The sequence below is a fragment of the Thalassobacterium maritimum genome (genome assembly GCF_031127805.1).
Lineage (GTDB): Bacteria > Verrucomicrobiota > Verrucomicrobiia > Opitutales > Coraliomargaritaceae > Thalassobacterium > Thalassobacterium maritimum.
In genome coordinates, this window is sequence record NZ_JARXHW010000064.1 from 1 (window position 1) to 18,438 (window position 18,438).

The window sequence follows — 18,438 nt, forward strand, 5'->3', positions numbered from 1 at the left end:
GTCCTGCATAGCCGAAGGCGACGCATGGAAACAAAGTTTCGAGGCGTCGCAAAGCCCAAGCTTATAGATCATATATTCTTAGAATCGGTATTACAGAAAGCAGAGTATCCTGAATGCTCGAGACGGGTATTCATCGTTTTCATACAAAAAAAAGCACTCCGCCCAAAAATGGAAACGGAGTGCTTCGTGAAAATCTCTTCTTCTACGACTAATTAGGATAGCCAGACGAATAGAAATAAAAGCTGATCAGCGGGCGACGACAGCCGACTTTTTACGCTTCACCCAATAAAGCCCCGCAGAGCCCATTAGCATGGAAACGGCGACCCCCGGCAAAGGCTGACCACTGGTCGTTGGGCTTGATGGAGCACCTCCACTAACGCGAAACGCAAGTTGAGTATATTCACGACCATAGGTATCATAGTTGCCACCAAAAAATAGTGAATCAGGACCATTAAAAGTGCTACTGTACTCCCACCCACGATGCCCAAAATCTTTGGCTGCAGATGTCAGTGTAGTCCCCTCGGAACCTGTGACGTAGAAAAACAAACTTTGGCCAGCAACAAAATTTCCGATATCGATCGAGACTCCATCAATAGCCACTTCACGCAAGGACTTTGCGCCCGTGGCACCATCTGTAATCTCCACAGTCAGCGTGTCCCAATCTGTAATGACATATCCTGCAGCCGATGATTCGGTGAAGAAGTCCAGTGTTAAACTACTGTCTTCAATCACATTCAATTTACTATAATCATAATTTACGTAGTCACCATACTGATAGGCGCCCATCAAAGAATATGCGCCAGTGAGCAATCCGAACATTGCGAGTGAGAGTGTCTTTTTCATAGTGTTATTTTTTAAATATTTAAAGTTTCAGCTAACCGTGAGTAGGTTCACAGTTAATTTACAATGCAATATAGCAAAAAATATGCCCGCGATCAAACAAAGGCTTAAACAGGAATCGACCAAGAGCCTACAAAAACGCACATACAACTACACTACAAGAAGTTAAGAATAAAGAATTCATCTAAAAATAAATCAAAAAAAAGATAAAAAACACCGAGAGTATTGCAGGAAAATTCATCAGCAACAAAGCTCAATGACAATATTTCAGCAAAAAATACCGACACATGTAATAAATACAGAAGGCTACAACCACTTGCTACAAATACAAACAAGGGAGCAATCAATCAAAACACAGCAAGTAAGCGCAAGGATATAGCAGCTCATGCTATAAAAGACTTGTCCACGTAAAATAGGCTGCTCATAGTCCCGCCCCGTGCTAGTTAACGCCCGGAATACCTCAATTTTATTTTCTCTGACGCTTTCAATGACCTTGAATGCGGCTCTGCCTGAACTCAGTTCGCTCGAACCCTTGGAATTCGACGAAGCCTCGCAGCGCTTAGTTGCGCGTGGCGATGCACGCTTGGATTTCGACGGAACTCGAATACGCGCGGATCGTATTACCTACTACCAAGATTACTCACTGGCAGACGCCAATGGCAATGTTGTCATTTCACGAGACGGTGGACGCCTACTGGCAGACCGCCTCAGTTACGACGGGCAAGAAAGTATCTTTTCAGTAGATTTGCTGCGCACGGGCCAATGGCCTTATTACGTAACAGGGGTGAGCGCAGGCGGCAGCAGCGAAGATGTAACGATTGACGGCGCGACACTTTACTACGGGGCCCCCAGTCGCTTCGGACTCAGCGCGAGTTCAGATAATGTCCACTACAAAAAAGAAGGCACCAGCGAGTATGTGGCGATGACAGGCGCAACCTTCCGCGTCGGCTCTGTGCCCTTTTTCTATCTGCCCAGCTATCGGCACTACTTAGAAGGTTCGCCCTACTTACTAGACCTAAATGCCGGCTCTGACAGCTCACTCGGCTACTACCTGCAAACGACCAGCCTCTTGCCTGTCACATCCTGGCTGCGCGCGGGTGCCAACCTCGATTTCTATAGCCAACGTGGTGTCCTTGCAGGTCCGACCGCGCAATACACATACAGCTCCACGACTCAAACTATCGTCGGAGCGCTAAGCACTGGTGCCATTCACGACAATGGCAGCGAATCGGATCGCGGCGTCGATACCTTTGGCGAAACGATCGATGCGGAACGTGGATTTGCCGAGTGGCGCCACAAACATCACATCGGCGAGCGCTTCACAGCCACTGCCTCGATCAGTTATTGGTCTGACTCCGAAGTGACCCGCGACTTTCGCGACGACATCTATAACGACAATGAGCGTCCCGATTCCTTTGCCGAAGCCGTATATGCCGGCGACAATTACTTGATTTCCGCATTCGGCCGTTTCAAGACCAATGATTTTCAGACGGTGCAGGAACGCAGCCCCGAAGTAAGTTTCGACCTACTGCCAGTGCCGATCTTTAATACAGGCGCCTACCATCGTGCCTCTGCCAGCTATGTTCAACTGAACGAAGACTTTGGCAACTATGCCCCACTGCTGACAGTCGAAGGCGAATCAGACCGCTTCGATCTGAGCTATCGTATCGAGCGCCCCTTCGCGCTGACAGACTGGCTCACTTTTAAACCTCTAGCGGGTGCTCGCTTCACCCATTACGAAAACCAGCAAATCGACCCACGCGTCTACTCGCCGGCGGCCGCACTCATCGACGACAACTTCAGCCGTCAAATTTACGAGCTCGGCTTCGACCTGGAAGCGCGCGCCTACGCCAGCTACCCAACCGTCAATAAGACTTGGGATATCGATGGCCTGCGCCACCTCGTGCGCCCCGTATTACGCTACCGCTACTACTCCGACCCCGACGACCTGAACGAAATCGCCACGATCGACCGACAGGTATTCGACTTACAGCGTCCACTGCTGGATTTAAGTGACTTGCGCAACGTCGACGAAATCTCCGAGACCCACCTCGTCCGTCTCGGCGTCGAAAACCTCTTTCAAACACGTGCAAAAGGCTACGGCTCCCGCACATTGGCAGCACTGAACTTCTACCAGGACATTCTCTTCGAAAAAGACCTGCGCTACGATGGCGACGAAGAGGACACTTTCAACGCCACTTGGGTGGAACTAGTATTGAGTCCTGCCCCATGGTTGAAATTCGACTTAGCGAGCCGCTTTAAGACCGAAAGCATGAGTTTGGAAGAACTGCGCACTCGCACCACCCTGACCAGCGGTGAGGCATGGGAACTGGGCCTCTCGACCGACCTACTCAACCATCAGATCGATCAATACCGCCTCGACTTCATTTACCGCATCAACGAGCGCTACGCCTTTCTTTCCGATGTCAACTTCGATGCAGACACCGGCGAATTCACCAAAGTTAAGCTAGGTCTACGCACCCGTATCGGCAGCACTTGGGAGCTAGTTTACGCCATCACCTTCCGCGAAGATGCGCAACGCGAGAGCGATGTTGAATTCCAACTACAACTGCGCCTCACTGGCGACGAGTAAACCACTCGCTCAAGCCGATGGAAGAAGCACTCATCCCAGATAACGACTTTGCCATTCGGCTCCCCGCATTCGAGGGGCCCTTAGACCTCTTACTGTATCTGATCCGGCGCAATGAAGTCGATATATACGACATCCCGATCGCACGCGTCACTGAGCAATACATCGAAATCCTAGGCTCGATGGAGAAGCTCGACCTGGAGGTCGCTGGCGAATTCTTCGTAATGGCCTCCACCTTAATGTATATTAAGAGCCGCATGCTTCTGCCTAAAAAAGATCAAGGCAGCAATCTGGATGTGGAAGAAGATGATATCGACCCACGTTGGGAACTCGTACAGCAACTGCTCGAATACCGAAAATTCAAAGAAGCCGCCGAAGACATTCGTAAACTGATCCTGAATAGCAACGACCTGATCGCGCGCATCGGCCCTCAAGATGCAGTCGAAGCCGTCGAGCGCCCCCTAAAGCCAGTCGACCGCGTGGACCTCTGGAACACATTCAATCAAGTCTTGCGCCGCCTAGCCGAGCGCATAGACGAGGGGCAGATCAATGCCGAACAAGTCACCGTCTCGGACCGGATGGAGGTGGTACTACTACGCATCCGGCACCAACCACATTTCCTCTTCTCAGAACTCTTCGAAGCCAGCACCACAATCACCACAATAGTAGCAAGCTTCCTTGCGGTTCTCGAATTGACGCGTCTAAATAAGATCCTAATACAACAAGACAGCGCCTTCGGCGACATCCGCTGCATGCGCGTGGAACATCCTGATCTCACCGCTCCCAAATTTGATTAAGCATTATGAACCGTATCGGCAAGCCACACAGTCATCCGTCAAATAAGCCTCCAGCGCATCTGATTGGAGTAGGCTTGGATAATAAAGACGGACATAAGCGCATCACAAAAGCTGAGCGCTTCGCCATCGTCGGCGGCTCACAAGAAACGCACGAACGTATGACAGAGACCGTGGTAAAAACCTTTGAAGCACTTGATCGCAAGGGCAAGACCCTCGATTCTATAGATAAAAAGGAACTCAACGACATCATTAAAGATAGCACACCTAAATAAGGTCCACTTGACAGCCAGCAAAGCCCCCATAGCTTACATAACACTATGACAGACCCCGAAAACAAAAACTCAGCCAACACCCCAGCTAATAACGGCACCAGCAATGGATCGGACGCGCCCAAGCCCGTAACACCGGCCACTCCTGCTGCGCCCCAAAAGCCTGCCGCTGCTGAAAAGACAAAAGCGACACCTTCCTTCGAAGAGCTTGCTGAACGCAAACCAGCCGCAGCTCGACCTGCATCAGCATCATCTGCTGCTGCGCCTGTTGCACCCGCTGCGCCCAGTAAACCAACACCTCCTCAGAAGCCCGCCAAACCTAGCCTTTCTTTCGAGGAGCTTGCCGAGAGCAAACCAAGCAAGCCAGCGCCTAAGCCCATCCCAGCAGCCCCAACAAAACCGGCGCCCGCTAAGCCAGCTGCTGCGGCGCCCGCTAAGCCAGCTACTGCGGCGCCCAATAAACCAGCTGCTGCGGCGCCCAATAAACCAGCTGCTGCGGCGCCCACTAAGCCAGTCGCAAGTTCCCCCAAGCCTGCAGCACCCAAGCCCGCTGCGGCCAAAGCCTCGCCGAGCAATTCATCTATCACCATCGATGAAGACAAGGGCACCAGTGTTGCCAGTCTTGTCATCGATGCAATTGCGGCCGCAGCTGCGATCGCATTTGCAGTTTTACTACTGCAAGACACACTCCCTTTCCTGAAATAAACACGTCAAAAAACTAAGACATTATGTCCGATAAAATCACAGAACTCGATAGCTCTAATTTCGATTCCACAGTCAGCGGTGGCTCAGCTCCCGTCGTGGTAGACTTCTGGGCCCCTTGGTGTGGTCCTTGTAAAGCGATCGCTCCGATCCTCGAAGAACTTGCTGCAGAGCTAGGCGACGCCGTCAAAATCTGCAAAGTAAACGTGGATAACAACAGCGAGATCGCCAGCAAATATGAGATCCGCGCCATCCCGACCATCCTAATCTTCAAGGACGGCTCTGTTTCTGAAACAGTTGTCGGCCTGACATCCAAGGACGACCTGAAGGCCAAGCTGGTCTAGTCAGCAAATCGCCCGTCGAATGACTTAAAACAAAGCCGTATCCCGCAAGGGGTGCGGCTTTTTTTGTAGCGACCTAGTGCCCCACAACGCATACTGTGAGCTGTAATACCACCTCCAAGAATATATGATCTATAAGCTTGGGCTTTGCGTAGCCTCGAAACTTTGCTTCCATGCGTCGCCTTCGGCTATGCAGGACACAGTCGGGGGGCGATCGGCATCACCCCGGTTCTGAGAACCGAGGTTACAAAAGACATATCGGCCATCGCCCCGGTTTTGAGAACCGAGCTTACAAAAGACATATCGGCATCACTCCGGTTCTAAGAACCGAGCTTACAAAAGACATATCGGCATCGCCCCGGTTCTGAGAACCGAGGTTACAAAAGATATGTCTATTAGGGCCAAACTTTTTTCGAATAGGTATAAGCGCAGCAATAAAAAGCCCCGCATCCATTTGGATGCGGGGCTTGGAAATTAAACAGAAACTGTTTACGCGCCGACTTGGAAGCGAGCGAAACGCTTCACTTGCATGTTCTCACCCATCTTGGCGATCATTGCAGTCAAGAGCTCTTGAACAGTCTGGTCTGGGTTCTTAACGTAAGCTTGCTCTAATAGGCAGGACTCGCTCAGGAACTTGTTCAGCTTACCTTCAACGATCTTTTCGATCGCTTGTGCAGGCTTACCTTCGGCTTGACCTTCAGCGACCTTACGCTCTGCAGCGATGATTGCAGGATCGATGTCTTCGCGTGATACGCAGACAGGGCTCGCAGCCGCAATGTGCATAGCGATGTCTTTAACGAATTGCTTGAAATCGTCCGTCTTGGCAACGAAATCACTCTCGCAGCTGACTTCGACCATTACACCGACCTTACCACCGAGGTGGATATAAGTGTCGACCAGACCATCGCTAGCATCACGACCAGCCTTTTTAGCGGCAGTCGCCATGCCCTTCTTACGAAGGAGTTCAACCGCTGCATCGAAATCACCTTCGGACTCAACCAAGGCTTTCTTACAATCCATAAGTCCAGCGCCTGTGCTTTCACGCAGTTCGCCAACCATTTTTGCATTAATTTGTACGCTCATAGTATTAAATATCGTATCAGTTTCAGATTCTATGAATTACTTGCTATCTTCAGACGCTTCAGGAGCGGCTTCAGCAGCAGGTGCTTCTTCAGTCGCAGGCGCCGCTTCAGCAGCAGCCTTGTCATCTTCGCCATAACCCGCTGGAAGTGTCACTTCGACATCGTCTTGTTGCTCGAACACTTGCTCACGAATGATTGGTCCTGCGCTCTTTTGAATCTTTTTCGCTTCGCGTTGAGCCAAACCGTTCTGTGCCGCTTCGAGGATCGTTTCTACGATGATACGAATGGACTTAACAGCGTCATCATTACCAGGGATGGGAAAATCAAGCACTGTAGGGTCGGAATTGGTGTCCACCAAACCGATCACAGGGATGCCCAAGCGATTGGCTTCAGCCACTGCGATTTCTTCATTCTTAGTGTCCACGATAAAGACAGCAGCCGGCAGTTCACTCACTTCGAGCATACCTTCGAAGTTACGGTTCATGCGGCTCATTTGACGACGGATCGCTGCTTCTTCCTTACCTGGAAGTTTTTCGAGTTCGCCCTCTTGATCCATTTTCAAGAACTTGCGGTATTTCGCAAGTGAAGTCTTGATTGTGGTGAAATTGGTGAGACCTCCACCCATCCAGCGATTTACGCAGAAAGGCATTTGAGCAGCAACAGCAGCTTCGCGCATGATTTCTTGCGCTTGCTTCTTTGTGCCAATGAAGAGCACATCCTTGCCCGAGGCAACGACTTCTTCAACCTTGGCGTAAGCCTTTTCGAGAAGCGCGTGAGTTTGCGCCAAATCGATAATAGAGATGCCGTTACGGTTATCGTATACGTATGGCTTCGACTTTGGATTCCAGCGGCGGAGCTGGTGACCGAAGTGAACGCCTGCATCGAGAAGGTCTTTTGGTGTAATGTTCATACTGTATTCAAAGCCCAGATAACCACTCTGGGAGAAACAATGTTTCTTTTTAGTTATTTGTTGTTTGGTTAATGAGACGAAATGCCCCGTTCCTCACTCAATTCTAGAATGAGAAGCGCAGAGGGATACCAGCCGCAGACTGCAAGGCAAGTGTAAAGCCTGTGTTTTTTATGTTTTTCGCCTAATTAAAGGAACGACCGCAGCCGCAGGTGCTGGTAGCGTTGGGATTACGAATATCAAAGCCCTTACCACTCAGACCGTCATCGAAGTCTACGACACTGCCATCGAGGTATTCAAGGCTGGTGGGATCGATTAAGAAAGAGACGCCATTGCTCTCTAAAACTTGGTCGTCTTCCTTCTTAGCCTCGAAGGACATACCATATTCAAAGCCAGAGCAGCCACCGGCTTCTACGAAGATGCGCAGCAACTGGCCCTCACTGGCTTTCTCTACGGCGAGTTTACGAATTTGCGAAACGGCACTATCAGTTAAAGTAATCATAGTTAACACGCAAAGCATCTTCTCCCCACCTGTCAATCAGAGCGATCAATACTTATACCAGCTCGGCTTGGCGGGCGGCTTCAAGCCTTGGGCCTCATAGGCAGTCTTAAAGTGCATTTTGGCGAAGTTCACCAAGGCATCAGCGCCCTTCTCTGCCACGATTTTCTTCGCTTGCGCCAAGACCTGACCACTGGCCCCTTTCACCAGCGGCTCACCGATTTCATCTGAAAGTCGTTTCATCTCACGCACATAAACGGCTCGTGCCACAATCGAAGCGGCCGCCACTACGGGGTCCGATTCCGCCTTGGTGCGACTGACCAATTTAAAGTCTTCGCGATCCTTCACATAAGCATCCACAAGTTTTTGCTTCGTGAACTGGTCCAACAAGCCCCAAGGCGCGGGACGCACATCCAATGCTTGATTGAGCGAGCGACCGTGATACCAGGCCAGCAACTTGTTCAGGTTACGGTCAAATTTATTATAGAGCTCATTATACTTCGGCATGCGTGCGAAGGCAGTCTTAATCACAACGCCCGGCGTGTTGCGAATCTCTTTATCCAATTTCAGGATACTGCTATCCGTCAGCTTCTTACTATCCGCGACTCCCTTCTCCATCCAACCTCGCACCATCGCCCCATCGGCCACCACACAGGCAGTCACCAGCGGGCCAAAGAGGTCCCCCTTGCCACTTTCATCACATCCTGCATGCAAGGTGAACCACTCCGGATGGTGCACCTCGTCATAGCCCAAACGTGGATCACCGGTAATTTGCGCTTCCAAAATGTCGCGCACGAAGTCCTCGGTATTCTTCCCGGAAACGACCAGCTTTCCACTCTGATAGCCGACCACATTGACTTTCTCCCCCTTGAAGGCGAAAAGCGAATACGCGACATCGTAGGGAAACCACACGCTACCCGCCTTCTCTTCCAACAAGTTTGCGAGCTGATCCATCTTCGTATCATCAAGCTTGATGGTATACATCGTCTTCTTCTTGGGACCTTCGTCTTCGATTATTTTAGATTTCTTTTTAGGCATGGGAAAAATGGGCGTGCACTTCAAATCATAGAATTACAAGACTGAGATCAAGACAGGAACTAGCACCCAGCCACCTAAAAACCGAAACAACACATCACACAAACAACCAAACTACATAGCTTTTACTTGATTCTATAGCTGAATTAGCCAGTCTGCCGAACTTCGGACTTTTACTAGGGTCCACACTAGAAGTCGCAGGAATAGGCTTAGGCTCCAACCTGATGACTCGATAAATTCCAAAGAGCTCGATTACTTTAAATGATTTCAAAACCCAAAAAACGTAAAATGAACCCCATGCTGCTCAACGTCTTGTTGATCAGTGGAGGCGTTCACGCGGTGGCCCTGTTTATTTTAGGCTCAATCACAGTATATAAGTACATCGTCCCGAGCGAAGCACAATTTGAAGAGCCCCCAGTGGTCGAACAAGTGGAACCCCCGAAGGAGGTCAAAGTCGAAATCCGCCCACAGGCAGCCCCACAACAACAATCGATGCAAAACCTGCGGATGAAGCAAGTGGGTAACATCACTGTGGCCAATGTGGATGTCGACCTCCCAAGTATGGAGCAATCCTTTACTGTCAGCTCAGGCTTAGGCGGCTTCGGCGGCGGCGCACTACTGGGAGGCACCCGTGGCAGTATTGGGATTGGTATGTCAGACATCAGCGTGTTTGGCTTAAAGAGCAAAGCCGAGCGTGTGCTCTTCGCAATTGACGCCAGTCGCACTATGTTGACCGACAAAAAAGGTGGCCTACACAGTTACCGCGTCATCAAAGAAGAGATCACAACCATGGTCAGCAACCTATCCACAGGTACACTCTTCAATGTGGTCTTCTATAACGATGGCCGCCTGCTATTCTTCAAACCTCGTCCAGTGCCCGCTGGCGATCAAGTAACGCAAGAGCTAATAAACTGGGTGGCTCCCATTAATAGCGACATCAACAAACTAGGCGCTCCAGGCGCCAAGAAAATAAAGATTGAAGCTTTGCCAGAGGAACCAGTCCACATAGCCATGAATAGTTATCAACACAGCGGCGGCAATGAGACTGCTTATTTGACACAAGTTTTCCTGGAGCAATCGATTGATGCCGTCTTCGTCATTGCACCACGACATTCAGGATTTCAGCGCATCGCTCGCCCCTACACCCAGAAGGAAAGCGAGGCATGGAAGAAGCGTACATCTGACCCACGCTATCAAGAACAACTCAAGGAGCACAATAAAGAGCGCGCTGAGCTGGTGAAGAAAGCCAGAGAGATCAAAGCTGAGCGCGATGCAGAACGCAAAAAACGCGGCTTACCCCCTCAAATTTTCGATGGTGGCGACTTTGTTCGTCGCATGGGGCTCAGCTACAAAACGAATCACCCAGGAGGCAAGCCGACATACTACATCGAAGAGCGCGATGTTGTGCGCTACTTCAAGGATTTAACTAAAGTGCTTTACAAGGATAAGAATGGCACGCCCCCTTCTATCAACGTGGTACTCTTTCTCGCAGGTGATGAAAAATTCTCAGAGAGCAACGAAGATCGCCTAAAAGACTACACACGCTTCTTTGGAGGTAAATTTCGCATCATTCGTGGCTTAGACGGCATCAAAGCCGCCAGCTCGTCTAAAGATACGAAGAATTAGGCATTCAGACTTGAATCCGCAATTGCCATTTCACACGACTCAAGAGCTCATGGCTGACTGAGCGACTCTCCTGCACACGCTGGCGGCTTCAGTACTGCCCCCTACTTAGGTTTACTCGCCGGCAAAGAAGTTGAATAGTATTCCTGATACATGCTACGACTCAGTGCCTCCGCTGCGGCACGACTGGAAAGACGTGCAAAGCGATAGCGCGAGACCAAGCGCATGACCAGGCAAAAGCGCGTCAACCACTGGGAGGCCTCCCAACTGCGATGGCAGACTTCGCAGGGCTGATTCAAAAACAAAAATCCACCGGTCTCGCGTAAGCGCCAACTAGACTCCACATCCTCCATCAGAGGCTGCTCGGGCATCAGTTGTCCGCGCAGCGCGGTCTCGCGATGGAAAAATTGCACCTGATCTCCGAAGGCGGTGCGTGAAAACAAGGCACGCGCATCGTTGAGCACCTCGATGGGCAATAGCTCGACTTGCGCCTGCTCAAAGCGCTGCCCTAAGGCGCCCCCGCACACACGGGGATCGGCCGCCACAGCAGCCTTAATTTGCGCCAGTGCTTGCGGAGCCAGCACCGCATCTGCGTGTAGCACACAGACCCAGCTACCGGAAGCCGCAGCGATTCCAGCGGCGATTTGCTGCCCTCGCCCACGCTCGGATTCGATCACGCGCACCGGCAATGTATGTTGCGCGACATAGGCCAGCGTACCATCCTGCGAGCCGGCATCCACGCAGATGATCTCTGAGGCAGGCAGGCTCTGTGCGGCGACGCTGTGCAATGCCTGCTTCAAAGGCGTCAGCACGTTTAGCGTGGGAATGACGATCGACACCGTGACCGCTTCATCGACGGGCCGCTTAGCCGGAAACATCACACGCCCGCGCGTGCTCCAAAATTCATACAGAAGCGCGAGCCCGAAAGGCAGCCAAAACACGCCGCGCTGTGAGGCAGTCAGCCCCCAAGTGTCATTTGACCAGACAAAGAAATAAACCGAGCTGCTGAGCGACAACAAAATCCAAGGCAAACTGGGGCGCAGACAGACAAAGGGCAAAATCCATGCCAGATACCAAAAGTGGACAGTGGGCGAAAGCACAATTAAGGCCCCCAAAATCCAGCGCGCCTGCGCATCTAAAGAAGAGCGCTCACGGGCGCACCAGCGCCAAAAACAAATGCCAGCGAAGACAGCAATCACAATTGCCGAACACAATGCCCGCGACCATCCCAGCCCCAGCAAGAGCACATCGTAGACCGGGCCATTGAAGCTGCGCGTGCCCCCAAAGCGAAACAAGCCTTCAAACAAAGCTGGTAGCGACTCCCAAAAGTAGAGCGCAGGCAAGAGCAGTGTGAGCACAGCAAGCAAGAGATACGGGCTTCGCTGGCGGACCAAGGCCCACAAGGCGGCCACAGGGCCAGCTCCTGCCTGTCGGCAACTAGGCGACGCAAAGAGGTACAATGGCAACAGTGGCAAGGCGATCCACTTCACGCCTGTGGCGACTGAGACCAGCACCATCGATAACTTTTCGCGCCCGACGGCTGCGGCCCACAGGCCCCACACCAGGGCCGCGACCATCAGGGCATCGAAGTGCCCCTCTCCCGCATACGCGATTAAAACCACCGGGGACAAGGCATAAAAGCCGGAATACTGTGGCGCCAAGCCACGCAAGCGCAGCAGGCGTAACAGGCCTGCCAAGGTCGCACAATCTGCCAACAGGAAAAAGAGCTTAAACGCCAGCGGATGATAGGCCACGGAGGCCACTGCCGCAAAGAGCAACTCCGCAAGCGGCGGATACGCCGTGGGTTGATCCTTGTGATTCATCTGCGCCCACTGCGCATCACGATAGGCGCGGAGGGCCTCGGCGTCGGCAGTCTGCGCGTAGGGGCTCAAGCCTTCGCTCACGAGCCGCCCTTCCCATAGATAGCGGCTCACATCATCCGATACCGCAGTAGGCAGCAATAAGACGCGCAACACAAGCGCGGGGATCCAAATCGCAGCCAATATACCGCGCTGACTCTTAAAGCGTGGAAACAGAAAAACGCTCAAGAGGCCCGTCAGCCCGATGATAAAATAGCAAAAGACGCGCGGTCCACCCGCGGCATCAAATTGCGGCGTGGCCAGCGCATAGCCTCCAGCGGCCAAGCCTGCCAACAGCAGGGTAATCAGCCAGGCGATGTGACGCACATACATCGCTCGTCTTATATGCCTGCTTCGGCCAAGCCCTTGGAGCCCACGACGCCAAAGCCGAGTGTATAGACGGCGACAAAAGGTATGAGTGCATATTGCCCCAAGTAGCACAGGACTGCGATGGTGAACGCGCAATAGACAGCGAAGAACATTTCGATGCGTGGCATCCAATCGCGCTTGACCAGATAGGACTTGAGACTGGTTTCGCCGGCCTTGGGCGTGCGCACGAAGGTGCTGTCATTGCCAAACATACCCGCCAACACGGCCTTGCCGTTGGAGAGGCAAATACCGAAGCCCACAATCAGCAGAAAAGGTAAGACTGCCAAGCGCTGTTTCCAGACATCGGGATGCTCTTGATATTGACAGACCACATAGCCCAAGCTGGGCCCGATCGCCGCTGGCACCAGCAAGCTGAGAAAGAGCACGGAACGATAAAACCACACCCCACTCTCTCCAAGAGTCGCGATCAGAGGCAGGACCAAGAGTGCAATCAAAGCCATCTGTAAGTTTAAGCCATAGCGGGTCAAATGCACGGTTGCTTGTAGTTTTTTAAATAAAGGCATCGGCTCACGCCAAACAGTCGGTAGCAGTTTACGCGCAGTTTGCAGCGTGCCCTTGGCCCAGCGGTATTGCTGGCTTTTGAATGCACTGTATGTCGGCGGTAATTCGGCAGGCACTCGCAGTGTGGGCAAATAATGGAAGCGCCAGCCTCGCATCTGCGCGCGATATGAAAGGTCTAGATCTTCCGTTACGGTATCGTGCTGCCAGCCCCCGGAATCGTCGATCGCTTCACGCCGCCACACGCCGGCAGTGCCACAGAAGTTCATGAAGAGCCCATTGCGATTACGAGCGGTTTGCTCAATCACGAAGTGCCCATCAATGCCCATTGCTTGCACCCGCGTGAGCCAGGAATGATCCTGGTTTACGTGGTCCCAGCGTGCTTGCACCATGCCACAGTTTTCATCCGCCCACAGGTGAGCCAGTGTGCGACGCAAGAAGTCCGCAGGTGGGATGAAGTCGCTATCAAATATCGCGATATATTCCCCCTTACAGACCGCCATGCCTGCCTCCAGCGCGCCGGCCTTATAGCCAGTCCGATCTTCGCGACGAAAGACTTCAATCCAGTGCCCTTGTGCACGTAGGTCCGCAGCCACTTGATCCACCAAGGCACAGGTCTCGTCATCGGAATCGTCGAGGATTTGTATTTCGTGGCAAGCGCTGGGATAATCGATCGCCGCCACGGCACGGATCACGCGCTCGGCGACATTGATCTCATTGTACAAGGGGATCTGTGTCGTCACCACCGGCAGGTCTTCTCGATCTGCAAAATGCTGCACAAATTGCGCCTCGGTCGCGGCATCGCTCTCCAAGTGGGCATTGCGCTTCCGCAAATAGAGAAAGAGCACCAAGTAGGTATTCATGCCATAGAGTAGTAAAAGCAGACTACAAGAGGTATAGAGAACGAAAACAAAAAGACTGAGCGGATTCATAAAAAAAGAGGTCATAATTCCCACGCGGGGACGCGAATCGATGCTAGAATGTTTCGCCTCGCTTACGAGCGTTCGATATAAACTGATCCACAGGCGTCAAGTCTTGTAACTCTTGCATCTGGATCGGTGAAGCGGCCAAGCGATCCAAAACCACCCCTCCGGAGCGACTTAAACGACCAAAACTCAGCACCCCAGTGGGGCAAGACTGCACACAAGCAGAGCAACGCACACATTCGGGGTCTTCCATCGGCAGCCCCTTATTGGCAAAGTTCATAATGTCGATCCCCTGATGGCAAACTGAGGTGCACACATTGCAGGAGATACATTTCTTTTTCTCCGCAAAAATACGAAATTGCGAGAAGCGGGCATATATGTGCATTAATGCTGCCAGCGGGCAAGCAAAGCGGCACCAGACACGTCCGGAGAGGTGGAAGTATAGGCCATAACCAATCGCCCCTGCCAACCAGAGGTCGATCAGCACTTTATAACTCAGCAGCTCGTTCTTATCGATAAAGCCGGCAATTGCCTTGTCGAAGCCCTCCCATGGCGTCAGCCAGCCCACAATGCGCAGCGCCAGCAAAACAAATGCGATCGCTAAGACCCACTGCCCAATCATGTTGAGACGGTTCCACTTCGGACCATGCGGCATCTTATGCCGATGTTGGTCGCCCAAGGTTTCAGCCATTGCGCCACAGGAGCAAATCCACCCGCAATACGCGCCCTTACCCCAACGCCAAACGATCAGCGGAATAATGACAAAAGTTTGAATGAAGCCGAATATAATCCAGCCCCAAATGGGCGCTTCGGTAAAGATGTTATAGATAAAGAGCGGCCAAGCTAAAATGAAGCCGAAGGAGCGCCAAAACTGGTTGGGATCTCCGCCTTGCCCATCGGAGAGAAAGGTCATGCCAAACCATTGCCCAAAGCCTCCATTGGTGAAAACACCATGATGATACAGGTAGGGGAATAACAAATACGGCAGTATAAATAAGGGAATCACTTGCACCGCCATCAGCGTGGAGGTCTGCAATTTCACGTAAGGCGTCTTACGACGACGCATGCGCCGGATGCCAAATACCACGATCACCGTGGTATACATCAGCGCGAAGGTAAAGCCGGGGTCATGACGTGCCGCATTGAGGAAGGTGTAGAGCAAACTCCCCTGCTCACCGAGCACGGGTATATTAAACGGAAACCACTGTCGGCTCGCAAAGATTTGCCACAAGTTGGTGCCTTCGATACCGAGAAAGCTTTTGTATGCCTTGAGATGGTACAAAAATGTCATCAACAGCATAAATGCGATGAGGCCACCCCAAATTTTCGGCGACCAATCGCCCGTCACAGGAATGCTGGATTTACGAAAGAAATCCAAGGGCGGCTCGCGTCCGATTAAAGTAAACACATAGTCGTTCTCGACTTGGCAATCCTCGCGATCCTCGCCGCAGACCACCACATGGTCTTGATGGATCTCCTGCAGTTGCGAGCTCATCAGCAATGTCAATTCTCCCGCCGCGGCGAGCTCTTTGACACGCTCGACATTATCGGGCTTCGCGCGTGAAAACTCTGCTTTACGATAGCTCAGAGTCACCTTCGCCCCCGCCTCGGATAATGCGATCGCGGCTTCTAGAGCCGAGTCACCGCCCCCGACGACCATCACCTTTTGCCCGGCATGCTCCCCGGCGTCAATCAAGCGATTCGACACCTTATCCAAGTCCTCGCCCGGCACATTTAATTTCCGGTAATTGCCGGTGCGGCCAATCGCCACAATCACACGTTGCGCCCGCACTGCCTCGCCCTCGGCCAAGGCCACAGTCAGCACGCCTCCCTCGCGTTCGATGTGCTCCACTTTGGCTCGTGTGGTTTCGATGCCATGCGCCTCTTTTTGCGCCTTGAGCTCCTGCAATAAGTCTTCCTTTACCTTGGACTCGAAGCGTAGTTCGCCGGCAGGTTCCATTTCGCTGGGATAGGTATAGATCGGCTTTTTACGAGGAAAGTTCTGAATGGTAGAAAAGCTCTCATCAGCTTCGTAGAGCACATAACGAAGGCCCGCTTTTTGGGCTTCGATGGCGGCGGAAAGCCCCGAAACCCCGGCCCCCACGATCACCAGATCATAAATATCTGTGTCCGCCCCCGCGCCTGGCTTAAAGTCGGACTCTTCTAAAATGCTTAGAACTGCCTTTGCGCCCGTATCGGCCGAAAACTTAAGCAGTGGCACGCCGGTGAGATCTCCGACCACTCGCACGCCCTTCAAACGCGTGCTGCCATCTTCGTTCACATTCGGACTTTTTTCAACACCTCCCGCTGGCCAACGTGTATGCAGCCAATTCGTATAACGTGAAATAATGTTTTGCATACTGATCACTTAGATTGATTGAGCGACCAGTCATAGTCGATCCAAATAACGTCATATTCCGTGGGCAGTGGCTGCGATCGATAGCGGTTTAAAAACAAGGCGGGTTGGCTCACTCCGAAATCAGAGGCATACCATTTAAATAACTCTGAGTAAGCGGTGCGTTGTTTCGAGGCATCGACCCGCGCCGCTTGATCACTGGCCGCGAAGAGACGCGTCTGCTCCTCTAATTGAGCCTCCAATTGCGCGCCCCGGTAGGGCTCCGCACGCAAGGGCGGACAGCTCACGCTGGCGCAGTTCACCGCAAAATGAATGCGAGGGTCCGGGAATTTCTGCAGCAAGATCCCCTTCTCGATGTCATCGAGGCTTAAGCTGCGCTCTCCCTGCTGAATATAATCCTTTTTGAAAATACTGAATGGAATCAGCCCGATCGACTTGACCGACTTGATGGGATAGCGCTCTAGGACCGCTTGTAGCATGCCGGCATTATAGAGGTTGATATAGAAGGCCTTCTGCTGCGCCGGCGAGAGCTGGGCCACGTCCACCTGCGCCCAATCGGCAAGCACGAGATCCAGCGCTTGCACATCACTGGTGTTTTCCGCCCAAGCCGGGTAATCCACGCCACTCGGCTGCACATATTTCTGCAAAAGCACCGCATAGATCGAATCATCTACTTGCCCATGCCCCCAATTGAGCAGGAAGAGAAAGCCCAGCGTCCGTAAAAAGTATTTCATGATGATTCGTCTAGAGATGATTATTTAAGCGGCAACTCACGCGCATCCGCAGGCACCGAAAAGTCCACCGCCTGCTTGCGGCTGTAGCGCACATTCGAAACCGTGCCCACGCCCTTCGGCGCATCGCCTACGACCGCATGTTGCTCCGAGTCCCAATACCAAAACTCATAGCGTGTAGCGATCACCGGCCCTTCGGCATCCACATAATCAAAATACTTAATAATCGATGGCTTCTCGTTCGCAGTCTCTAGATCTTTGCCAAAAGTCACGATGTAGGCCATCCCATCCACCAGCTTTGTCTTCGGATCGAGGTAAAAGCGATACCAGTCGTCGGGGGTATCTCCCATATCTTCGCCAAAGGTTTGAAAGACAGTTTGATAGCGCGTGCCGTCCACCTCAGCTGAATCTAAATCACTTAGGTTAATTCCGTCCCCCTGCATTTTGAAAGGGGCCATAATGAACCATGGCCAAGTCAACACATGAAAACGTCCCTTCGGCGCCTCCGCCTCCGCGGGGCTCACCCATGCCGTCTGGCCGTCGAAGATCACAGAAGTGCCATCTTTACGATCATAGCGTGCGCGCGGACCATGTGCTTCAAAACTAAAAGTGCCGTCTACAATTGTGTTTCCGCCAAACACGATCTCCACATCTGCCAGCACCACTTCCTTTTCCCACCACGCCTGCAGGCCATGCGCCTCTTGAGTCGCCGCCACAACCGCAGCCAAATCTGGCGCCAGCGGAGTCTCCGCCTGTGCCGTGCTAAAAAAAGACGTGAGGCCAAGCCCCACATTCAGCGATAGAAGTCCAAGATTTTTCAATGTCATAGCGATAGGATCGCCCAAGGATGGCTTTATTCCGAACAAAGCCGTTTTTGTTAATTCTAATTCAAACTCCCCGTATCCTCGGTTCTCAGAACCGGGGCCGGAGGCCCTGCGGGCCAGTAGGCAGTAGGAAGTGAGAAGTGGTGAGACCAGCAGCACGTTCCCCAAA

At 52.3% G+C, this 18,438-nt stretch carries 16 protein-coding genes; 6 read left to right on the forward strand and 10 right to left on the reverse strand.

What is annotated here, in order from left to right; genetic code table 11:
- Positions 1–246: 246 nt before the first annotated feature.
- The gene (locus QEH52_RS17620) at positions 247–843 is read right to left on the reverse strand and encodes a hypothetical protein (RefSeq protein ID WP_308952254.1); all 597 of its coding nucleotides are present in this window, start codon (positions 841–843) and stop codon (positions 247–249) included.
- Between the two features lie 484 nt (positions 844–1,327).
- Between QEH52_RS17620 and lptD the strand changes: the two genes are divergently transcribed.
- Genes lptD through trxA form a run of 5 tightly spaced genes read left to right on the forward strand, consistent with a single transcriptional unit; the run spans position 1,328 to position 5,542 of the window.
- A complete protein-coding gene (gene lptD / locus QEH52_RS17625) occupies positions 1,328–3,433 on the forward strand; it encodes an LPS assembly protein LptD (RefSeq protein ID WP_308952256.1) in 2,106 nt (701 codons plus the stop codon).
- Between the two features lie 17 nt (positions 3,434–3,450).
- Positions 3,451–4,227, forward strand: coding sequence for a segregation and condensation protein A (locus QEH52_RS17630; protein ID WP_308952258.1), 777 nt, complete (start codon positions 3,451–3,453; stop codon positions 4,225–4,227).
- A gap of 5 nt (positions 4,228–4,232) precedes the next feature.
- Positions 4,233–4,499: a hypothetical protein gene (locus QEH52_RS17635; RefSeq protein ID WP_308952260.1), complete on the forward strand. Its 267-nt coding sequence runs from the start codon at positions 4,233–4,235 to the stop codon at positions 4,497–4,499.
- Positions 4,500–4,544: 45 nt separating this feature from the next.
- Entirely contained in the window at positions 4,545–5,201 is a 657-nt protein-coding gene (locus QEH52_RS17640; RefSeq protein WP_308952262.1) for a hypothetical protein, read from the forward strand.
- A 23-nt stretch (positions 5,202–5,224) separates the two neighbouring features.
- Positions 5,225–5,542 (forward strand): thioredoxin, encoded by a 318-nt coding sequence (gene trxA / locus QEH52_RS17645; RefSeq protein WP_308952263.1) that lies wholly within the window; start codon positions 5,225–5,227, stop codon positions 5,540–5,542.
- Positions 5,543–6,028: 486 nt separating this feature from the next.
- Here the strand turns inward: trxA and tsf are convergent, their stop codons facing one another.
- The 4 genes from tsf to rnhC form a co-directional block, all read right to left on the reverse strand.
- A complete protein-coding gene (gene tsf, locus QEH52_RS17650; protein WP_308952264.1) occupies positions 6,029–6,622 on the reverse strand; it encodes a translation elongation factor Ts in 594 nt (197 codons plus the stop codon).
- Positions 6,623–6,658: 36 nt separating this feature from the next.
- Entirely contained in the window at positions 6,659–7,531 is an 873-nt protein-coding gene (gene rpsB, locus QEH52_RS17655) for a 30S ribosomal protein S2 (RefSeq protein ID WP_308952266.1), read from the reverse strand.
- A gap of 181 nt (positions 7,532–7,712) precedes the next feature.
- Positions 7,713–8,030, reverse strand: a complete 318-nt coding sequence (gene erpA / locus QEH52_RS17660) for an iron-sulfur cluster insertion protein ErpA (protein WP_308952268.1) — start codon at positions 8,028–8,030, stop codon at positions 7,713–7,715.
- A gap of 45 nt (positions 8,031–8,075) precedes the next feature.
- Positions 8,076–9,065: a ribonuclease HIII gene (gene rnhC / locus QEH52_RS17665; RefSeq protein WP_308952269.1), complete on the reverse strand. Its 990-nt coding sequence runs from the start codon at positions 9,063–9,065 to the stop codon at positions 8,076–8,078.
- A gap of 258 nt (positions 9,066–9,323) precedes the next feature.
- Between rnhC and QEH52_RS17670 the strand changes: the two genes are divergently transcribed.
- On the forward strand, positions 9,324–10,688 hold the full coding sequence (locus tag QEH52_RS17670; RefSeq protein WP_308952270.1) for a hypothetical protein: 1,365 nt from the start codon (positions 9,324–9,326) through the stop codon (positions 10,686–10,688).
- 101 nt (positions 10,689–10,789) lie between these two features.
- On the opposite strand, the gene QEH52_RS17675 is transcribed toward QEH52_RS17670, so the two are convergent.
- The 5 genes from QEH52_RS17675 to QEH52_RS17695 form a co-directional block, all read right to left on the reverse strand.
- Positions 10,790–12,871, reverse strand: a complete 2,082-nt coding sequence (locus QEH52_RS17675; protein WP_308952271.1) for a glycosyltransferase — start codon at positions 12,869–12,871, stop codon at positions 10,790–10,792.
- A 14-nt stretch (positions 12,872–12,885) separates the two neighbouring features.
- Positions 12,886–14,379: a glycosyltransferase gene (locus QEH52_RS17680; protein WP_308952272.1), complete on the reverse strand. Its 1,494-nt coding sequence runs from the start codon at positions 14,377–14,379 to the stop codon at positions 12,886–12,888.
- Between the two features lie 28 nt (positions 14,380–14,407).
- Positions 14,408–16,717, reverse strand: coding sequence for an NAD(P)-binding domain-containing protein (locus tag QEH52_RS17685; protein WP_308952274.1), 2,310 nt, complete (start codon positions 16,715–16,717; stop codon positions 14,408–14,410).
- A gap of 5 nt (positions 16,718–16,722) precedes the next feature.
- Entirely contained in the window at positions 16,723–17,448 is a 726-nt protein-coding gene (locus tag QEH52_RS17690; RefSeq protein ID WP_308952276.1) for a DUF547 domain-containing protein, read from the reverse strand.
- A gap of 20 nt (positions 17,449–17,468) precedes the next feature.
- On the reverse strand, positions 17,469–18,438 hold a 970-nt coding region (locus tag QEH52_RS17695), incomplete at its 5' end, for a DUF6503 family protein (protein ID WP_308952278.1).